This window comes from Arthrobacter sp. M4 (assembly GCF_020251205.1).
Lineage (GTDB): Bacteria > Actinomycetota > Actinomycetes > Actinomycetales > Micrococcaceae > Arthrobacter.
Map to the genome: position 1 here is coordinate 62,345 of NZ_JAIWYX010000003.1, position 16,509 is coordinate 78,853.

The following is a 16,509-nucleotide window of genomic DNA, read 5'->3' on the forward strand; positions in this document are numbered from 1 at the left end:
CATGGTCGTGGCAATCATTGGCGTCATTCTTGTCGTCGGCTCCGTCGCGGGAGGCGCCTTTTTGGCGTCCCGCGGAACGAAGGTGGATGTCCAGGAATGGTCAGTTGGGGGCCGCCGCTTTGGCACGTGGCTCTTCTGGTTCCTCCTTGCTGGCGAGACATTTACAGCATCTGCGCTGCTGGGGTCCTCGCAGGCCATTTTCAGCGGCGGCGCTCCGGGCTTCTTCGTCCTAGGAACAGTGGCTTTGGCTGCACCGGTGGGTTACTTCCTGGTACCGCGGATCCAGCGGGCAGGGAAAGTCAACGGACTGACGACGATGGGCGATTTCTTCAGCGCGCGCTTCAACGCCCGCTGGTTTGGCGGTTTGATTACCGTTTTCGGCATCATTGCCCTCCTGCTGTACACGCGCGTTCAGCTCACCGGGCTGTCCCTCATCCTTGAGACGCTCTTCGGGACAGCCATCCCGTCCATGGCGTATGTTTTTGCCGGCGGATTTTTGGTAGTCGTGTTCGTCTTCATCGGCGGCATGCGCAGCGCAGCTTTCGTCGCTGTTGTCAAAGACATCCTTCTGGTGCTGATGCTCCTCATCGTCGCGGTAGGGGCTGCGCATGCTGCCGGCGTTGACAGCGTTGCGGGGATCTTCGACGAAGTCAGGAACATGCATCCGGATGCGGGAACCCTGCCTGGAATCGGCGGCCACGCGTCGATGAACGAGTGGTGGTGGATGAGCTTCCTGCTGCTGACCCCCTTGGGAGCATTCGCTCTGCCCCACGCGTTCCAGGTCGCCTACACCGCGCGAAACTCTGCCGCTGTCCGTAAGAACCAGATCATCCAGCCGCTCTACTCGCTCTTCTACGTGCTCATCGCCGTCATCGCCCTGGCTGCCATCCTGGCGCTGCCCAACCTGCCCGCCAAGCAGGCAAACGGCTCCCTGCTGATTTTCGTGGCCAGCAACTACCCGGAGTGGGTCGTTGGCCTGCTGGCAGGATGCGGCGTGATCGTGGCTCTCGTGCCAACTGCCGTCATCATGATTACGGCCAGCAGCATGTTTACCTCGAACGTCCTTGGTGAAATCAAGCCGAGCCTGAAGCGCTCACTTGGAGCGACGCGGGTCAGCGTCATTGTATTCACCCTGCTGGGCGTGCTGATTACCGCCTTCAACAGCGAGGCCCTGCTGAGCATCATGACGGGGGTCTACAGCGCCGTCGGGCAACTGGCTCCCGCTCTGTTCCTGTCGTTCCTGTGGCGGCGAACGACGGCGGTCGGCCTGACTGTTGGGGCCGTCGCGGGAGGCGCGATTGTGCTTGTCCCTGCACTGGGCTCAGCGGTACTGACCGCGTTCCCGGCAGGCACCGTGGTTGGTTTGCCCGCGCTGGTGATTAACCTCCTGCTCGCAATCGTCGTCAGCCTCCTCACCAAACGGCCACCGGTCGGTGCCATTGCGGTGGGGATGCCCGAGATCTCGACAGCCGGAGTTGATGCAGACGCGGAAGCCGCGGCTAGCCTACAGTCCGCGAAGTCTCTCTGATCCGATCTCGTAGGAAGGTCCGGGCTGCCACACGGCCGCCCGGACCTTGCGTCAGGAGGTATTCCAGCCTTGTTGCCATCACGGATCCGCGAGCTCAGGCGCATTCGCGGCCTGACCCTTGGCCAAGTGGCCGAACTCGCAGGACTGTCTGTCGCCATGCTCAGCCAGGTTGAAAGGGGCCTCAGCGATCCAAGCCTGGAGTCCCTCAGGCGCCTGGCGGAAGCATTGCAGGTTCCGCTCTTCGACCTCTTTCGCGGCGAGGGTCCTGAACCGGCCACCGTGATACGCCACGACCAACGTCGCCTGGTGTCTTCACCTAACATGCACGTGACATACTCGCAGCTTTCCCGCTCGGGCGGGAAAGTCGAAGTGCTCGAGGCGACGCTCGAGCCGGGCGCGGCGTCGTCAGAGTCCCCCCGCTCCCATATTTCGGAGGAGTGCCTTGTAGTGCTCGACGGTTCCCTCGTCGTCGAAATCGACGGCAGGCCGTACTTCCTTGGCACGGGGGACAGCTGTCACTTCGACTCCGCCCTCCCCCACAGATTCCTCAACCCACACCCCTACAAGGCAAGATTCATCGTCTCCGTGACGCCGCCGTCCAACTAACCGCGGCGACACCGAAGGCAAGACAGCACCATTGGCATTTTGATGTTGTGAATCAGGCGCCACCAACGTCCTTTAACTTTGAAAGGCAGCTGCAGCATGCGTGCAACCCTCATCTATGGGCCCGGTGATGTCCGCGTCGAAGAAGCCGCCGACCCCGTCATAGAGCAGCCGACCGACGCCATAGTCCGCGTTGTCCTGAGCTGCGTCTGCGGCGGCGACTTGCATTCCTACCGCTCGTGGGCCAATGGCGAGCCCAAGCGGATGGGCCACGAGGTCATCGGCGCGGTCGAAGAGACTGGAGCCGACGTACGCCTCCTCAAAAGGGGTGACTTGGTTCTGGCGCCCTTTACCTATCAGGACGGCACATGCCCCTTCTGCCGTGCAGGCCGCTCGACGTCGTGCGTAAACGGAGGGTATTGGTCCCGCTTCAACGGCGGCCAGGGCGAGCTGGTGCGCATCCCGCTGGCCGACACGAGTCTCTTCCAGCTTCCGGTCGGCGAAGACTCCGAACTGCTGCCGTCCCTGCTCACCCTCTCAGACGTGTACGGAACCGGATTCCATGCGGCGCTCAAGGGCGGGGTGACTTACGGCAGCCGCGTCACGGTTATCGGTGACGGGGCTGTTGGGCTGCTCGCCGTGCTCTCCGCCAAGCAGCTCGGTGCCGAGCAGATCATCCTCATGGGCCGCCACGCCGCGCGCACAGAACTCGGGCGAACATTCGGTGCGACGGACATCATCACCGAACGCGGCGCCGAGGGCGTCTCCAGGGTGCGTGAGCTCACCGGGGGTCTCGGCACGGAAATCGTGCTTGAGGCCGTCGGACACATGCCCGCCTCAGAGCAGGCGATCGGCGCCGTCCGCAGCGACGGAACAATATCCCGGGTCGGAGTACCCCAGTACGAGCAGGTTCCAGTGGGCAACGCAAGCCTGTTCGACCGCAACATCACCCTTACCGGCGGCGTTGCCCATGTCGCGAGCTACGTTAAACGGCTCATGCCCGCAATCCTCGACGGCACCGTGAATCCAGGCCTGGTCTTCGACCGCACGATCAATCTGGACGAGATGGCCGAAGGATACCGCGCCATGGACGCACGCGAAGCCCTGAAAGTGCTCGTCCGCCCCTGATCCGCGGCGCGGCCCCCACGACGGGAGGAGACGCCGGGGCAGGGCTGTCCAACCATTCGCTGCACCTGGGTCGTAGTCCAAGTCGATGCGGGGCTCGCCGCCAGCCAGCTGTACCCGTCCGGTGCAGCTGGCTTGCGGAACCGCCCGGCAAGGTGACATCACCTTGCCGGGCGGCTTCTGTCATCCGGAAGATCGGTCGCTTCCCAAAGACCGTCATCACCGTCACCTGGTACTCCGGGTCGAAAATCTGAACCTGGATTTTCCGTCCGGCCCAGCTCTGTGTCTTCGAACCCGGCAGATTCATCAGGTCTGCCCAACAATTCAGTTCACCGTCCAGGAGGGATCACATGACCAACGATCATGAAAACAAAGCCACTATCGTCCACGTCCAACGCCCCAGCCACCCGGGTGTTTCTATGGCGTTCATTTTCAGCACGCTATCGTTCCTCTTCTGGGCCAACATCCTTGGTTATCTGGGACCGGGCGGCAGTCTTGCCATCGGAGTGGTCCAATTCGCTGTATATGGCAGCTACCTCGCGGGATCAGTGATGCTGTTCAAGCGCGGCGACGACTTTGACGGTAATGTCTTCATGGTCTTCGCGGCTTTCTTCGGCGGAGTCGGTGGCGTGCTTAATGTCGGTTCGACAATCAGCGCGGTGCTCGGCCTGCCCTTCTCACCCCAGGTCGGTGGCATCTGCTGGATCCTGGTCGGCGCGTTCCTGCTCGCCTGCACCCCCGCAATGTTGAGGAGCAACCTTGTCGATGCGGCTGTGTACGTACTTGCAGCCCTGGCCCTGCTGACGCTCGGCTTCAGCATCGTCGGGTTCCTGCCGGCTGTTGGGCTGACAGTTGCGGCATGGCTGCTGTTCGTCGTCGGGATCCTCGGAATGGTCCTCACGGCATCGATCCTGGGATCCATGATCGGCTACCGTGTCCCCATGGGCCCTGCCCTCCTCCGCTCGCGTTCAGCCACGTCGGCAAAGAGTGAAGAAACCCCTGCCCCGGGTCTGCAGGCGAAAGACCGCTCGGACCAGGGACTTCACGTGACTGCACGGCGCTAAGCCGACAATTCAGCCCGTGGGCCGCGCACCTTCGGCACAGAAAGCATGCCAAGGCCGTCGCGTCCGCCTATAGGCAACGGAAGCCGCGATGACCTCAAAGTGCTCGTGCCCCTGACACTAGATCCGAACATGCGCCCCCGACAGCAGGGGCACCTGAAGCCTCGCCCACGGCGAGAGAGGACTGGATTCGACATCGGCAAGGAAAACTACGTCATCCCAAGGCATCCACCACGCCTCATCAACTTCATCGGGGTTGGGGACGGGGTCATCGTCCACCCTGCAGACGAAGACGGGGCAGAATTCCTTTTCGACGTATTCATTGCTCCGGGCGGCGTACTCAAAGGACGGCAAAGCCAGCCGCAGTTCGGTGACCTTGAGATTGAGTTCGTCATGCATCCGGCGGTTGACGGCATCAACGAGCGTTTCACCGGGCAGCGGATGCCCGCAGCACGTATTGGTGATGACGCCTGGAAAGGTCTCCTTTGTCCATGCACGCCGCGTCAGGAGCAACCGTCCGTTCGCGTCAAACGCGTAACATGAGAAGGCCAAGTGGCGGATGCCGTCCCTGTGTGCGTCGGGTTTGGGGCACGTTCCGATCACCTCGTTCGCGTCGTTCAACACGACGACCGGGTCATTCCAACTCACAACACCCTTTCGAGGAACGCCCGCGTCCGTGGGTGGGCGGGCGCATCGAGCACCTGGCTGGGTGGCCCTTGCTCCACGACAACGCCGCCGTCCATAAAGACGACACGGTCTGCCACCTCACGCGCGAATCCAATTTCGTGGGTCACCACCATCATGGTGATTCCCTCCGCTGCCACAGCCCGAATGGTTTCCAGGACCTCGCCCACCAGTTCCGGGTCCAGGGCACTCGTCGGCTCATCGAACAGGATCAGCTTCGGTGATATGGCGAGGGCTCTGGCAATGGCCACACGCTGTTGTTCGCCTCCAGACAGTTGTCGCGGGTACTTGCCGGCCTTGCTGCCCAGTCCCACCCGTTCCAAGAGTTCCCGGCTTCGGAACCGAGCCTCAGCTTTGCCTTTCTTGTGTACGGCTACCTGCGCCAAGCTCACGTTCTGTTCGGCTGTCATGTGGGGATACAGGTTGAAATGCTGGAAGACCATCCCGATTGATGCGCGTTGCCTCGCGATATCCTGACCGCGCATTTCGAACAGCTTCCCGGCCCTTTCCCGGTAACCGATGATCTCGCCGTCGACAATGAGTTGACCGCCATCGACGCTTTCGAGGTGGTTGACGCAGCGCAGAAACGTGCTTTTCCCTGCTCCTGACGGTCCCAGCAGGCAGCAGACTTCACCCGCCTTGATCTCAAGTGACACGCCATTGAGCACGGGGAGCCGGCCGTAACTTTTGCGGATTCTATCTGCAGACACCATGACAGTCATGCCGTCTTCACCTGCCCTAGGACGTTGGACCAGAACTTGGAAATGAGGGGCTGTTTCACTGCGCGTTTGCTTCCCTTAGCGAAGCGCTGCTCCAGGAAGTACTGCCCAATGCTCAGCACGCTGGTCAGGAAGAGGTACCAGAGTGCGGCAACGATGAGCAACGGAATCGTCTGGAAGTTCGTGTTGTAGATGGTGCTGACCGTATGGAGCAGCTCCGTAAAGGAGACGATGGTGGCCAATGAAGTGAACTTCAGCGTGCCGATGGCTTCGTTTCCGGTGGGAGGGATGATGACGCGCATCGCCTGAGGCAAGACGATGTGGCGCAGCGTCTGGAAGGGTGTAAGGGCATAGGCAGAGGCAGCTTCCCATTGGCCTTCATCGACGGCAAGGATGCCGGCGCGAACAATTTCTGAGTAATACGCCGACAGGGGCAATCCCAGGCCCAGCAGGGCGGAGACGAACGGCGTCATGATGGTGTTGGTCGAGATACTGAAGAACGTGTGATCGAAGAGCGTCAGTTCGAATCTAGGGAACACAGACGCCAGATTGAACCAGAAAATTAGCTGCACGAGCGGCGGTGTTCCACGGAAGAACCATTGGTAGAAGTGGGCCACCGAGTGCAGCACGACATTGGGCGAAAGCCGCATGATCGCGATAATCGTCCCCGCAACCATGCCGATCACGAGCACGATGGCGGTCATCTCGAGTGTCTGCAGCACGCCGTTGAGCACCAGCGGGTTAAAGAGGTAGCTGCTCACCACATCCCACTCAAAGGCTTCCGTGGTGACGAGCACATTCGCGAACCACAACAGGAACCCAATGACGACGACTGCGGACGCCCACCGCCCTGGGTGTCGGAGCGCAACAACGCGCCTGGTCTCCGGAAGGGCAGCGATATTGCCCGGTTTCATTTGCGGTGCCAAGTCGGTTGACCTTTCACTGGACATCATCGGCTCCGCTCTAGAACGTGGTCGGCTTGGTGTTGAGCGTTGGCGGAACGATGGCATAGTCAAGGAAGTCATTGTCCTTCAGTATCTTTGCCCACGTACCGTCCTGGATGAGGGACTGAATCGCCTGGCTGACGGCCCTCTCGAGCTCGACATTTCCCTTGGCGAAGACCCAGCCCGAGGGATCGACAGGAATAGTAGAAACCTTGCCGGGTAGCACGATCAGCGCGCCTTTGGTCTCACGCTGCGTTTGGGCACCGGCCGGAGGGTTCTGCAGAGCTGCATCGAACCGGTTGTTCTGCAGGGCCTGCATTTGAGTTCCAGGGTCTTGGAACAGGATCTGCTTTGGCGCAGGCTCACCATGCTTGGCGCAATCGGCAGCAAGCAGGTCGAAAGCTGCCGCCTGCGCGGAGCCCTGCAAGTGGCCGAATGTCACGCCACACAGGTGGGACGGGTCAACACCATGGGGGTTGCTTCCCTGAACCTGGACCACGTATGCAGGCCGCGCCCAGTCGAGGATATCGACGACCTTGCGTCGCTCTTCGGTATCGCTCAGAGTCCCCAGCGACCAGTCATAGCGTCCGTTGGAAATGGCAGGGATGATCGCAGGAAACTCAACGCTGTGAAATTCGATCTTCACGCCCATCCGGCCGGCAACAGCCTTGGCCAGGTCGATTTCGAATCCGGTCGGCTTCCCTGATGCATCAAGGTAGCGGTATGGCGGGAACGCCATGTATCCGGCCACATTGACCACCCCGGCCTGCTTGATGGCGGACGGGATCTCAATGCCAGGCGCTGCCTGCGCCTTGGGCGCCGAAACGCTTCCGGCGTCGCTTCCGCAGCCGGATAAAGTTGCGCTGACGGCGAGGACCGCGAGAGCCGATAGCTTACGAAGATACTTCAATGTCTTGCTCCTATCACGTGCGACGTTGCACTTGAATGTGGGGATGGAAGGAGGAGTGCCGGAGTGCTCGAGCGCAGTTCCGAATGGTCAGATGGCCTGGCGCGGCAACAGCAGTCCGCCAATGTCCTCTAGCGCGTTCATCAGCGCGGCCAGGTCCTGCTCAGTGTTGTAGTAGTGCCACGCCGTCCGAATGTTCCCGGATCGCGTCGTAACCAGGATGTCCCGGGCTGCGAGCTCCCGGACGGCTTCCTCCGGTCGTTTGGCCCCAATGGCCACAAGACCTGCGCGATGCTCGCCATTTCGTGGCGTGTCTGTGACAAATCCTGCAGATTCAACGGCGTCGATTGCTTTGGCTGTAAGGGAGCTGATTCGGCTCTGGATCCGCCGCAAGCCCACTGACGCAATAACTTCGATGCCTGCTCTGCTTCCGTAGATGGCAGGCACCGGTGTCGAGCCGACCTGAAACCGCCTGGCATCATCTGCCTCACGGTGCTCCGCGATCTGCATATCGTTCGGGTCACGTTGGGCGAACCACCCGGTGATCGTTGGGTGCAGTTCCGGAATCAGTGATTCGCGAACATACAAGAAGGCCACCCCGGGGCTACCCAGAAGGAACTTTGCCGTACCCGAGGTGAGGACGTCGATTCCGTCGGCGTCTACATCGATGACTCGTGTTCCCGAGCAGTGGTAGTCATCGACGACCAACCAGGCCCCGGCACGGTGGGCAACGGCCGAAAGGCGCGCAAGATCGAGACGGCGGCCGTTGCGGAAGGAGACATGCGAGACACACACCAGTTTGCAGTCCGTATCAATGGCGGCTTCGAACTCGGCGATGGCCGCCTCAGAGTCGGCGGCTGGGACGACTCGAACTTCCACACCGTGCCGGGCCTGAGCGTGCAGCAGATACATGACAGATGGGAAATTCTGGTCGTCCGCCACGATCACGCGCCGACCCTCGGACTGCCAGTCAATGCCGGAGAGCAAAGAGGCAAGTCCGGCGGTCACAGAAGCGGTCACGGCGACCTCGGCCGTCGATGATCCGATGAGTGACGCTACCGCGCTGCGGAATGCTTCCTGCTGGTCGAGCCATCCAGTAAACGCTGTGCCCTCATTAGCCCAGCTGTCGAGGTACGAGTGATAAGAATCCAGCACATGTGTGCTCATCGCACCGCGGGCGTTGCTTGCAAGATGCACCTTCCGCTCCAACACCGGAAACTGGGAACGGAAGACTTCGATACTGTGGTCAACATTCACTGCAGTTTCGGTAAATCCGTTCATTGCGTTCATTCGTGCTCCTGACTTCCCACTTCTAATGGCATGCGGACGTTGGACGAACCGATCCTTGCCTGAGAACAGGAATCGAAGGGTGCACAGCCACGGCCCCAAGTTAATCCGCTAACTGTGATGTCGGTCATAGGCCTAAGGCTACGGAGCGGGCTGGACATCAATGAAGACGGAGTTTTGGATCGCCGAGATCAGCTCTGCTTATGCCTTCCTGGAAATTTTGCGCTCACCCAGTACCGCGTTTGCTATCGGTCCCACCGATGGCTGTTATCGAAAACCACTATTTGATCTATGTCCATGGGTGCCCTAATTTATCCAGAGCCGGGTCGCTCACTTTTGGAGGAATCTGGATTTTTTAGAAGTACGGCCAGATAGAGGAGAAACGATGGGCAGGAAACCAACACCATCGCGTCGGTTGCGCGGAAAAGAGCTTCCCTCGGGCTCGATCGGTCAGCCGTGATCCATGAAGCGGTTCGCTCGGCACATGAACAGCAGAAGCAACCTGAGGAACGGTGGGTTGAGCTGCATGAGGGCACCAATATCTGCGCCACCGTTTCGCCGGACGGTTCCTGTTTGGCATTCGATTTACTCGGGATGCTGTGGACCCTGCCCATCTCCGGCGGCGAAGCCCGCCCTATCGGCGACGAATTTGCCGACGCAACACAGCCGGACTGGTCGCCTGACGGCAAGACCATAGTCTTTCAGTCATACCGCTCCGGCAATTTTCACCTATGGCGGCTGGATGCTGACGGAACCAACCTTCGCCAGCTGACAACCGGTCCGTTTGATCATAGGGAACCAAGATTCTCACCAGACGGCACTCAGATCGCCTTCTCCTCCGACCGCGAAGGCAGTTACGGGATCTATGTACTCGACCTTGCCTCCGGCAAGGTGACGGCCTGGGCCAACAGCACTTCTGAGGAGGGAGCGCCGAGCTGGTCCCCAGACGGCACTCGACTGGCGTTCACCGTCGATGCCGTGGCCATCGATTCCGTCGACGCCGCGGGCAATCGCCGTCGCCATGCAAAAGTCGATGACGCCCTGGTGCATGCCCCTAGCTGGAGCCCCGACGGACTGGACATAGCCTACGTCGTCTTCGACGGTCAGCTACACGGTCCCCTCGGCTTCGGCCCGACGAGACTCGTTGTAGGGGGTAACACTGTCACATCGATGGACGAGGACGTGTTCCCGTTCAGGACGATCTGGCTGTCCGCACGTGAGGTGATCTATACAGCGGACGGAGGAATCCGCCGTCGTAACCTCGCCACCGGTTCCGTCACAGACGTCGAATTCACCGCCATGGCGCGGGTCACCCGTCGCCAGGAACTTCCCAGGCAGCCGAAACGAACGGACGAACGTGCCCCGATGGGTATCGTCGGCCCCACGTTGTCGCCGGATGCAAGCAAAATCGCTTTCTGCGCGTTAGGCGATATGTGGCTCACGCCGGTGGACGGCGGCGTGCCGCAACGGCTCACCCACCGTTCCTTCGTCACCGACCCGGCCTGGTCTCCGGACGGTCGCTCTCTCGCCTACACCTCGGACCGGTCCGGAAACCCCGACATATGGATCCGCGAACTGAGCACAGGAGCGGAGCGCCGGCTGACTGCCTTCGGATTCCCTGCCGTTGCGGCCGCGTGGTCGCCGGATGGCAAACGGATCGCCTTCCAGGACCATGAGGGCGCCACGTATGTTGCCGATGTCGAGACGAGTCAGGCGTCAAAAGTCCTTGGACCGATGTGGCAGCCTGGCCGGCCAACATGGTCGCCCGATGGTGCAATCCTGGCCTTTGCCGCAGTGAAGCCTTCATCGGTACGGTTCCGCGAAGGGCACAACAAAATCCTCACACTGAACCTAGACACCGGGAAGACAAGCTATTTCGATCCAAGCCCACATCGTTCGCTGAGCACCAGGGGTTACGACGGTCCAGCCTGGTCCCCGGACGGCTCCCGCATGGCGTTCGTGATGGGCAGCACGCTTTGGGTCATCCCGGTGGATAACACAGGTCGCCCGGCAGGCCCTGCACGGCGACTGACAGATGAAGTAACCGATGCACCGACCTGGAGCGGCGACTCGGCGCGACTGCTATACCTTTCACAAGGCCGCCTCCGCCTGATTTCGGCTGCCGGCGGGCCAGCAAGAACCATCCCTATCGCCTGGCCGCGGATTCGTACGTCTTCTCCGAAGAAAACAATCATCCACGCGGGCCGCCTGTGGGACGGTGAGTCCCAGGGACTTCGTGAGAACGTGGCAATTGTCATCGAAGGTGACCGTGTTGTCGACGTCGGGAAGCCGTCCGAAATCCGCGGCGGGCAGCTCATCGACGCAAGCAATCTTACGGTGATGCCTGGTCTGGCCGACATGCACGTGCACCCCCACATGAGGGGCAAATTCTTCGGTTCGCGTCAGGGCCGTATCTGGCTCGCGTTCGGTATCACGACCATCCGATCACCCGGGGACCCGGTGTATCAGGCGTTGGAGGAGCGTGAGGCGATCACGGCCGGCCGTCGGATTGGACCACGCTACTTCGGCACCGGAGAAGCAATTGACGGCAGCCGGGTTTATTACAACTTCATGCGTCCCACCACACCCGACGACCTCGAACTCGAGCTCAGCAGGGTGGATGGATTCGACTACGACTTGGTCAAAACCTATGTCAGATTGCCGATCACCTCGCAGCGCACCGCAATCGAGCGGGCCCATCGCAACGGGCGATGGGTCACCTCCCACTACCTCTACCCGGCCGCCCTGTTGGGTATGGACGGTGTGGAACACCTCTTCGGCTCGAACCGGCTGGGCTATTCACAAACCATGACGCGCCGCGCCCGCGCCTACGACGACGTAGTCACCATCTTCGGCGAAACCGGAATGTCCATCACACCGACCCTGTCGATCGCATCCGTGCTACTGGCAAACGACGATTCATGGCTCATCGACCGACGCATAAGGGCGCTCTATCCGCCCTGGGAATTGGAAGCCCTCGCACAAAAGGCAAACCTCGTGAGATCCAGTCCCACAGTAACCGAGACATTGCGCGCCGCATTGGCATCGCAAGTGTCCGTCGTGCAACGCATCATGAACCGCGGCGGCCTTGTCATCAACGGCACCGATGCGCCCATTGACCATACAGCTGTTGGCACGCACCTCAATCTGCGCGCCATGGTGGCTCACGGCATCAGCCCTTACGACACTCTGCGCACCGCCACACACAACGCCGCCACCGTACTAGGCGCCAAGCATGAACTGGGCAAAGTTCATCCCGGCTTCCTGGCAGACTTGATCTTCGTCGAAGGCGACCCTCTAAGCGACATCACCGCCGTCGCCAACGTCCGCAAGGTCATGGCACAAGGAGTGCTCCACGAAGTCGACGACCTCCTCAACCCGGTGCAGGACGACCATCCCGCCACAGACCCGGACCCAGCCACCCATGTGATCGACGCCCGGAAGCAGCCCTACGGGAACGAATTGACCGGCCAGAAGCTGCCCGCCACTGGTTGCTGCTAAACCTGCAGTCCCGATTTATATATCAACGAAGTCCCCCCGACGCTCCAAACCTAGTCCCCGGCCCCCGCTTTGTCCGGCCACCAAATACCTCCAGGAATCAGTATGACGCTCCCGATTGCCGCGACATTTAGGTCCATTACCGCCACTTCCCGCTTGAACTTGGATTCCCAGATTGACCAGGCCGTGCAGGCCCTCCTCGGCCCAGCCACCGAGCAGAAATGCGGAATGCTCGTCACCCGCGACAGCTTGGACGGTTTTACAGTGCGACTTAGTTACTCGCTGCCATTCGGTTCCGTCCACGAACGGGACGAGTGGGCCCGCTGAGGACCTTACAGCGTCCCGTCGACCCGCGAGAGTACGCCGAGGAACAGAAACATGCTCCAGCCCGCGCCCTTCCAAATCACCTGCAAGGTGACAATCCGGACCTCGATTCCATCCGAACACAGCATGAACCAGCAGAATCACCGCTGTCTCTCATTCTGTTCGCTCCATCATCGCTGGGCGGGCCCTCCGCGCAACCAGGGCGCTAACGCGCCGGAACCAATCCAAAACTCTTGCTCGGCGCTCCTGCGTCACTTCTCCCTCGCAAACTTTTGGATTGTCCCCGGTACCCCAAGTTGCACTCCACGCCCTCAGCCCAGCGCCTGATCCTCTACCAGAACGACGCCCAAAACCAACGGCCACAGTTCACCACGAACGGAGGAATCACGACATGGAAGCGCTCACCATCAAATCCCCCCGATGATTGCTCAGCCGGTTGCACCTCCCCCGGTGGCGGGCCCGACTCCCAGCCAGACAAGGGCCACTCCGCCAATGCTTGCCGGATCCTGCCCAAAAACTGCACCAAGGCTATGCAAAACCACGGCTGCTCTTGATCCAGCAGCGCCATGGTTAACCCAGCAACAGCCCAATGGAACCAAAGCCGGTCACACGGCAGGCAACGACAGAACCTGGGATCTGGAGAAAGCCATGAACCTGGCAGTAGCCTTGGACAACCCATCAGTCGTCGCGTCACCGGTCAGCGTGGCTGGCTTAGATGAAGCGCATCACAGCTTCCCGCCCCATTGTCGGCCCCTCCTCCGAAGGCATACACAATCATGTGTTGAGCGGAATCAGCTGCCCGACCACAGGATGGTGGACTTCATCGACCGTTGCGAAGACCTGGACCTCCGGGAGCCGCATTCACGACGGCGGATCCGACATCTGGCCCGACTGCCGAGACTGAAACCCTGCTGCAATGACTCCCCATGTCAGGTCCTGTCCGATTTTCAGACTGTGCAGCCGCGCCCCTCTCGTCGATTCACCCACGCGAAGCCGGAGCAAGCCGGCGATGAGCTGCGACAAGACCCCGCAGATCATCGCACACTCCGCACCGCGAGACCGGCCGATGAATCACCCGCGCCGACATGCCCCGCAGGTCATCCCGTCTCGGCTGTGCTGCCGGCAGACACGGACGAACCGCATCAGGCCACAGTCATTGTGACGATACGCTTCAGTGCGGACGCACCACTCTTTCAGCCCTTCCTTCCGTGCTCCTGCCTGCCGGATGCACCGCAACCGGGACCGCCCCGCCGCCAACCACAGCTCACGAGAACGGGACCACAGTGTCCCGCCCCGCCGACTTTCTCGCTCCGCAGCGCGGTGAGGTCTTTCTCGCCAAGCCCGGCGGCGGCGGTGCCGTCGATAAGTACCAGCCCGTGGGGCGGACGAGGGTGCCGGCAGCGGCCAGGAGGCTGGATTTGCCGGACCTTGAGGACAGGATTTGATCTCAGACTGTCCCAGGCCCGCCTGCAACAGGTCTCCCAATAGGCTCTGTCTTCTTTTGTTTTTTGGCCTGCTCAAGAAGTTCGACCATCCAGGGCCGATGCCCGCGGCGGAACGTCATGCCTGCCGGAAGTCCTTGCACTGACGAGCTGGACCCGGCTACGTCGATGGTGATCCGACCCCCTGCCAGTGGCGCGTTTGTAATGTGCAGGCTGCCATAGGATTCCGGAAGGACCGGATCCATCCAAAGGCCGCCCTGGGATACATGGGCGTCGTAGCGCATCAGACTCGTCAGCAGATGAATCGGTGTGGTAGCGGCCCATGCCTGGGGCGAGCACGCCGTCGGATAGGGTACAGGTGAATCAAGATGCCCTCGCTCAATACCGCAAAACAGCTCAGGCAACCGGCCGCCTGAGTGCTCAGCCGCTTCCAGCAGGGCGGTAGCGATCCGCTGCGCCTGCTCCACGAAGCCATAGCGCATCAACCCAAGCGTGATAATCGCATTGTCATGTGGCCATACCGAGCCGTTGTGGTAGCTGGCGGGGTTATAGGCGCCCATGTCGCTGGCAAGGGTTCGAACTCCCCAACCGCTGAACATCTCCGGGGACATCAGCCGTTCCACCACTAGAGGAGCCTTCTCCTCGTCGACGATGCCGGTCCAGAGGCAGTGTCCCATGTTGGACGCGCACGCGTCGACCTGCCTCTTGCGCCTATCAAGGGCGACGGCGTAGTAGCCGCGGTCGGGCAACCAGAATTCCTCGTTGAACCGTTGCTTCAACGTCGCGGCCCGGCCTTCAAGCTCGGCCGCAAAGGGCGCGTCCCCGTTATCGTAAGCCATCCAGGCACGCGCTAAATATGCGGCATACACATATGCCTGCACCTCGCACAATGCGATCGGCGCTTCCGCTAAGGTCCCATCTGCAAAATTTATCCCGTCCCAGGAATCCTTCCAGCCTTGATTGACAAGCCCTTGCGGATTGAGTCGTTCATACTCGACGAACCCATCGCGGTCCTTGTCCCCGTAGGTCCAGATCCATTCCAGCGCCCGGTCGGCATGCGGCATCAGGGCGGAAATGGTATCCGAGGCGAAGCCCCAGCGGCTAACTGAACCCAGGATAATCACAAACAGGGGTGTAGCGTCGACGCTGCCGTAATAGGCGGTCTTGCCACCCAGGGACAACCCGCTGGAGACATCCAGTCTGACCTCGTGCAGGATTTTTCCCGGCTCCTCCTCGCTCATTAGGTCCACTACTGAGCCCTGACGGTCCGCCAGAGTCTGCAGTGTCCCCAGTGCCAAGGAAGGATCCACCGGCAGTGCCATGTGCGAGGCCAACAGCGAGTCGCGGCCGAATAGGGTCATGAACCAAGGCGCACCGGCGGCAACCACCACCCGGTCCGGATGGTTCGGATCCTCAATGCGAAGGGAGCCAAGGTCGTCATAGCTGCGACGCAACGTACGTTCGATGGAGCGGTTTTCCATCTGAAGTACCGGAATTTTGGCGACCCACTCCTGTCGGCGACGATCACTGGGGGACAGCTCGCCGGCGGCCGGATGCACAAACGGCGCCCTAGTTTTGATTCCGTCAACGAGGGGCACCACAGTGACCAGCGTGCTCCACTCCCCGTGCGGCGGGACAAGCACCCTGTAGGTCAGGGCCTCGGGCGTAATCTCAGCACCGGTCGCCTTGATGACGACGCCCTTCCGGGCATCCTGCCAGGCCGCCCGGATTGTCAGCGAATCGCCATCAGGATCACGACTCTTATCCCAGCTCCGTCGGATCCGTGCTTCCTTCACCTCGAAAAGATCCGCAAAATCAGCCTCGATGCCCACTGAAACGACACATTCTGCAGGATTCAGGCCATAATTCAGGACCGTGATCTGCTCCAGGATCCCCGCGTTCACTTCGCGTAGCCGCTCCACGAGCAGTGGGCTGTCCGCGTACCCGTCCAAGCGGGCAACACGGGAAACGAACAGCCCCCGGTAGGGCTCCTTCGTCTCGGCAGCCAATGGCTCCAGCGGCTGGTTATTAATCGTGAGGCGCCAACCGGAAAGGATTCGGGTGTCCTCGAAGAAAACGCCGTGGGGAAATTCAGGATTGAGATCGCCGTTCGTCGATGAGATACAGAAAGACGTCCCCTCCACCAAGGTGATCGTCCCAGCGCCTAAGGGCCCAGCCGCCGTATCAAGATTCCACCCTGCCATCTAAGCTCCCCGACAAGAGGCCTAAGACATCCTGCGCCCCCACCGCCCTCATGATATTTATGGACCCTACGCTTGCCTCCCCCGCAGCGCCAGAGACCAGGATCCCGAGTGAGGTCCAAAGGGCAACCGCAGATCGAGTGCTGAGGGACGAACAACGAGGAATAAGGGAGATCGATCGCATTG

The 16,509-nt window shown here is 61.0% G+C and carries 13 protein-coding genes; 7 read left to right on the top strand and 6 right to left on the bottom strand.

Annotated elements, in window-relative coordinates:
- Position 1 precedes the first annotated feature (1 nt).
- The 4 genes from LD110_RS06765 (at position 2) to LD110_RS06780 (ending at position 4,320) form a co-directional block, all read left to right on the top strand.
- On the top strand, positions 2–1,528 hold the full coding sequence (locus LD110_RS06765; RefSeq protein ID WP_225497537.1) for a sodium:solute symporter: 1,527 nt from the start codon (positions 2–4) through the stop codon (positions 1,526–1,528).
- A gap of 69 nt (positions 1,529–1,597) precedes the next feature.
- Complete coding sequence (locus LD110_RS06770) at positions 1,598–2,134, top strand: helix-turn-helix domain-containing protein (protein ID WP_225497539.1); 537 nt, start codon at positions 1,598–1,600, stop codon at positions 2,132–2,134.
- A gap of 96 nt (positions 2,135–2,230) precedes the next feature.
- Entirely contained in the window at positions 2,231–3,259 is a 1,029-nt protein-coding gene (locus LD110_RS06775) for a zinc-binding dehydrogenase (RefSeq protein WP_225497541.1), read from the top strand.
- Between the two features lie 347 nt (positions 3,260–3,606).
- A complete protein-coding gene (locus tag LD110_RS06780; RefSeq protein ID WP_225497544.1) occupies positions 3,607–4,320 on the top strand; it encodes a hypothetical protein in 714 nt (237 codons plus the stop codon).
- 117 nt (positions 4,321–4,437) lie between these two features.
- On the opposite strand, the gene idi is transcribed toward LD110_RS06780, so the two are convergent.
- The 5 genes from idi to LD110_RS06805 all read right to left on the bottom strand — a co-directional run bounded on the left by idi (position 4,438) and on the right by LD110_RS06805 (position 8,861).
- The gene (gene idi / locus LD110_RS06785; RefSeq protein WP_225497546.1) at positions 4,438–4,965 is read right to left on the bottom strand and encodes an isopentenyl-diphosphate Delta-isomerase; all 528 of its coding nucleotides are present in this window, start codon (positions 4,963–4,965) and stop codon (positions 4,438–4,440) included.
- A complete protein-coding gene (locus LD110_RS06790) occupies positions 4,962–5,723 on the bottom strand; it encodes an amino acid ABC transporter ATP-binding protein (RefSeq protein ID WP_308012414.1) in 762 nt (253 codons plus the stop codon). Before LD110_RS06790 ends, idi begins: the two co-directional genes overlap by 4 nt.
- A complete protein-coding gene (locus LD110_RS06795; protein ID WP_225497548.1) occupies positions 5,720–6,634 on the bottom strand; it encodes an amino acid ABC transporter permease in 915 nt (304 codons plus the stop codon). The genes LD110_RS06790 and LD110_RS06795 overlap by 4 nt, the downstream gene beginning before the upstream one ends.
- Positions 6,635–6,683: 49 nt before the next feature.
- Positions 6,684–7,574 (bottom strand): transporter substrate-binding domain-containing protein, encoded by an 891-nt coding sequence (locus tag LD110_RS06800; protein WP_225497550.1) that lies wholly within the window; start codon positions 7,572–7,574, stop codon positions 6,684–6,686.
- Positions 7,575–7,661: 87 nt separating this feature from the next.
- On the bottom strand, positions 7,662–8,861 hold the full coding sequence (locus tag LD110_RS06805; RefSeq protein WP_225497553.1) for an aminotransferase class V-fold PLP-dependent enzyme: 1,200 nt from the start codon (positions 8,859–8,861) through the stop codon (positions 7,662–7,664).
- A 453-nt stretch (positions 8,862–9,314) separates the two neighbouring features.
- On the opposite strand from LD110_RS06805, the gene LD110_RS23850 reads away from it, so the two are divergent.
- The 3 genes from LD110_RS23850 to LD110_RS06820 all read left to right on the top strand — a co-directional run bounded on the left by LD110_RS23850 (position 9,315) and on the right by LD110_RS06820 (position 14,125).
- Positions 9,315–12,359, top strand: coding sequence for an amidohydrolase family protein (locus LD110_RS23850; RefSeq protein ID WP_225497585.1), 3,045 nt, complete (start codon positions 9,315–9,317; stop codon positions 12,357–12,359).
- A gap of 102 nt (positions 12,360–12,461) precedes the next feature.
- Complete coding sequence (locus LD110_RS06815) at positions 12,462–12,683, top strand: hypothetical protein (RefSeq protein WP_225497586.1); 222 nt, start codon at positions 12,462–12,464, stop codon at positions 12,681–12,683.
- A 1,280-nt stretch (positions 12,684–13,963) separates the two neighbouring features.
- On the top strand, positions 13,964–14,125 hold the full coding sequence (locus LD110_RS06820; RefSeq protein ID WP_225497588.1) for a hypothetical protein: 162 nt from the start codon (positions 13,964–13,966) through the stop codon (positions 14,123–14,125).
- Between the two features lie 2 nt (positions 14,126–14,127).
- Here LD110_RS06820 and LD110_RS06825 read toward each other — a convergent pair whose 3' ends face one another.
- Positions 14,128–16,326 (bottom strand): glycogen debranching N-terminal domain-containing protein, encoded by a 2,199-nt coding sequence (locus tag LD110_RS06825; RefSeq protein WP_225497590.1) that lies wholly within the window; start codon positions 16,324–16,326, stop codon positions 14,128–14,130.
- Positions 16,327–16,509: the final 183 nt, after the last annotated feature.

Coding starts and splice junctions, on each gene's coding strand:
- LD110_RS06775 (WP_225497541.1), top strand. CDS start 2,231: ATGCGTGCAACCCTCATCTATGGGCCCGGTGATGTCCGCGTCGAAGAA.
- LD110_RS06790 (WP_308012414.1), bottom strand. CDS start 5,723: ATGACTGTCATGGTGTCTGCAGATAGAATCCGCAAAAGTTACGGCCGG.
- LD110_RS06815 (WP_225497586.1), top strand. CDS start 12,462: ATGACGCTCCCGATTGCCGCGACATTTAGGTCCATTACCGCCACTTCC.
- LD110_RS06795 (WP_225497548.1), bottom strand. CDS start 6,634: ATGAAACCGGGCAATATCGCTGCCCTTCCGGAGACCAGGCGCGTTGTT.
- LD110_RS06780 (WP_225497544.1), top strand. CDS start 3,607: ATGACCAACGATCATGAAAACAAAGCCACTATCGTCCACGTCCAACGC.
- LD110_RS06765 (WP_225497537.1), top strand. CDS start 2: ATGGTCGTGGCAATCATTGGCGTCATTCTTGTCGTCGGCTCCGTCGCG.
- LD110_RS06825 (WP_225497590.1), bottom strand. CDS start 16,326: ATGGCAGGGTGGAATCTTGATACGGCGGCTGGGCCCTTAGGCGCTGGG.
- LD110_RS06805 (WP_225497553.1), bottom strand. CDS start 8,861: ATGAACGCAATGAACGGATTTACCGAAACTGCAGTGAATGTTGACCAC.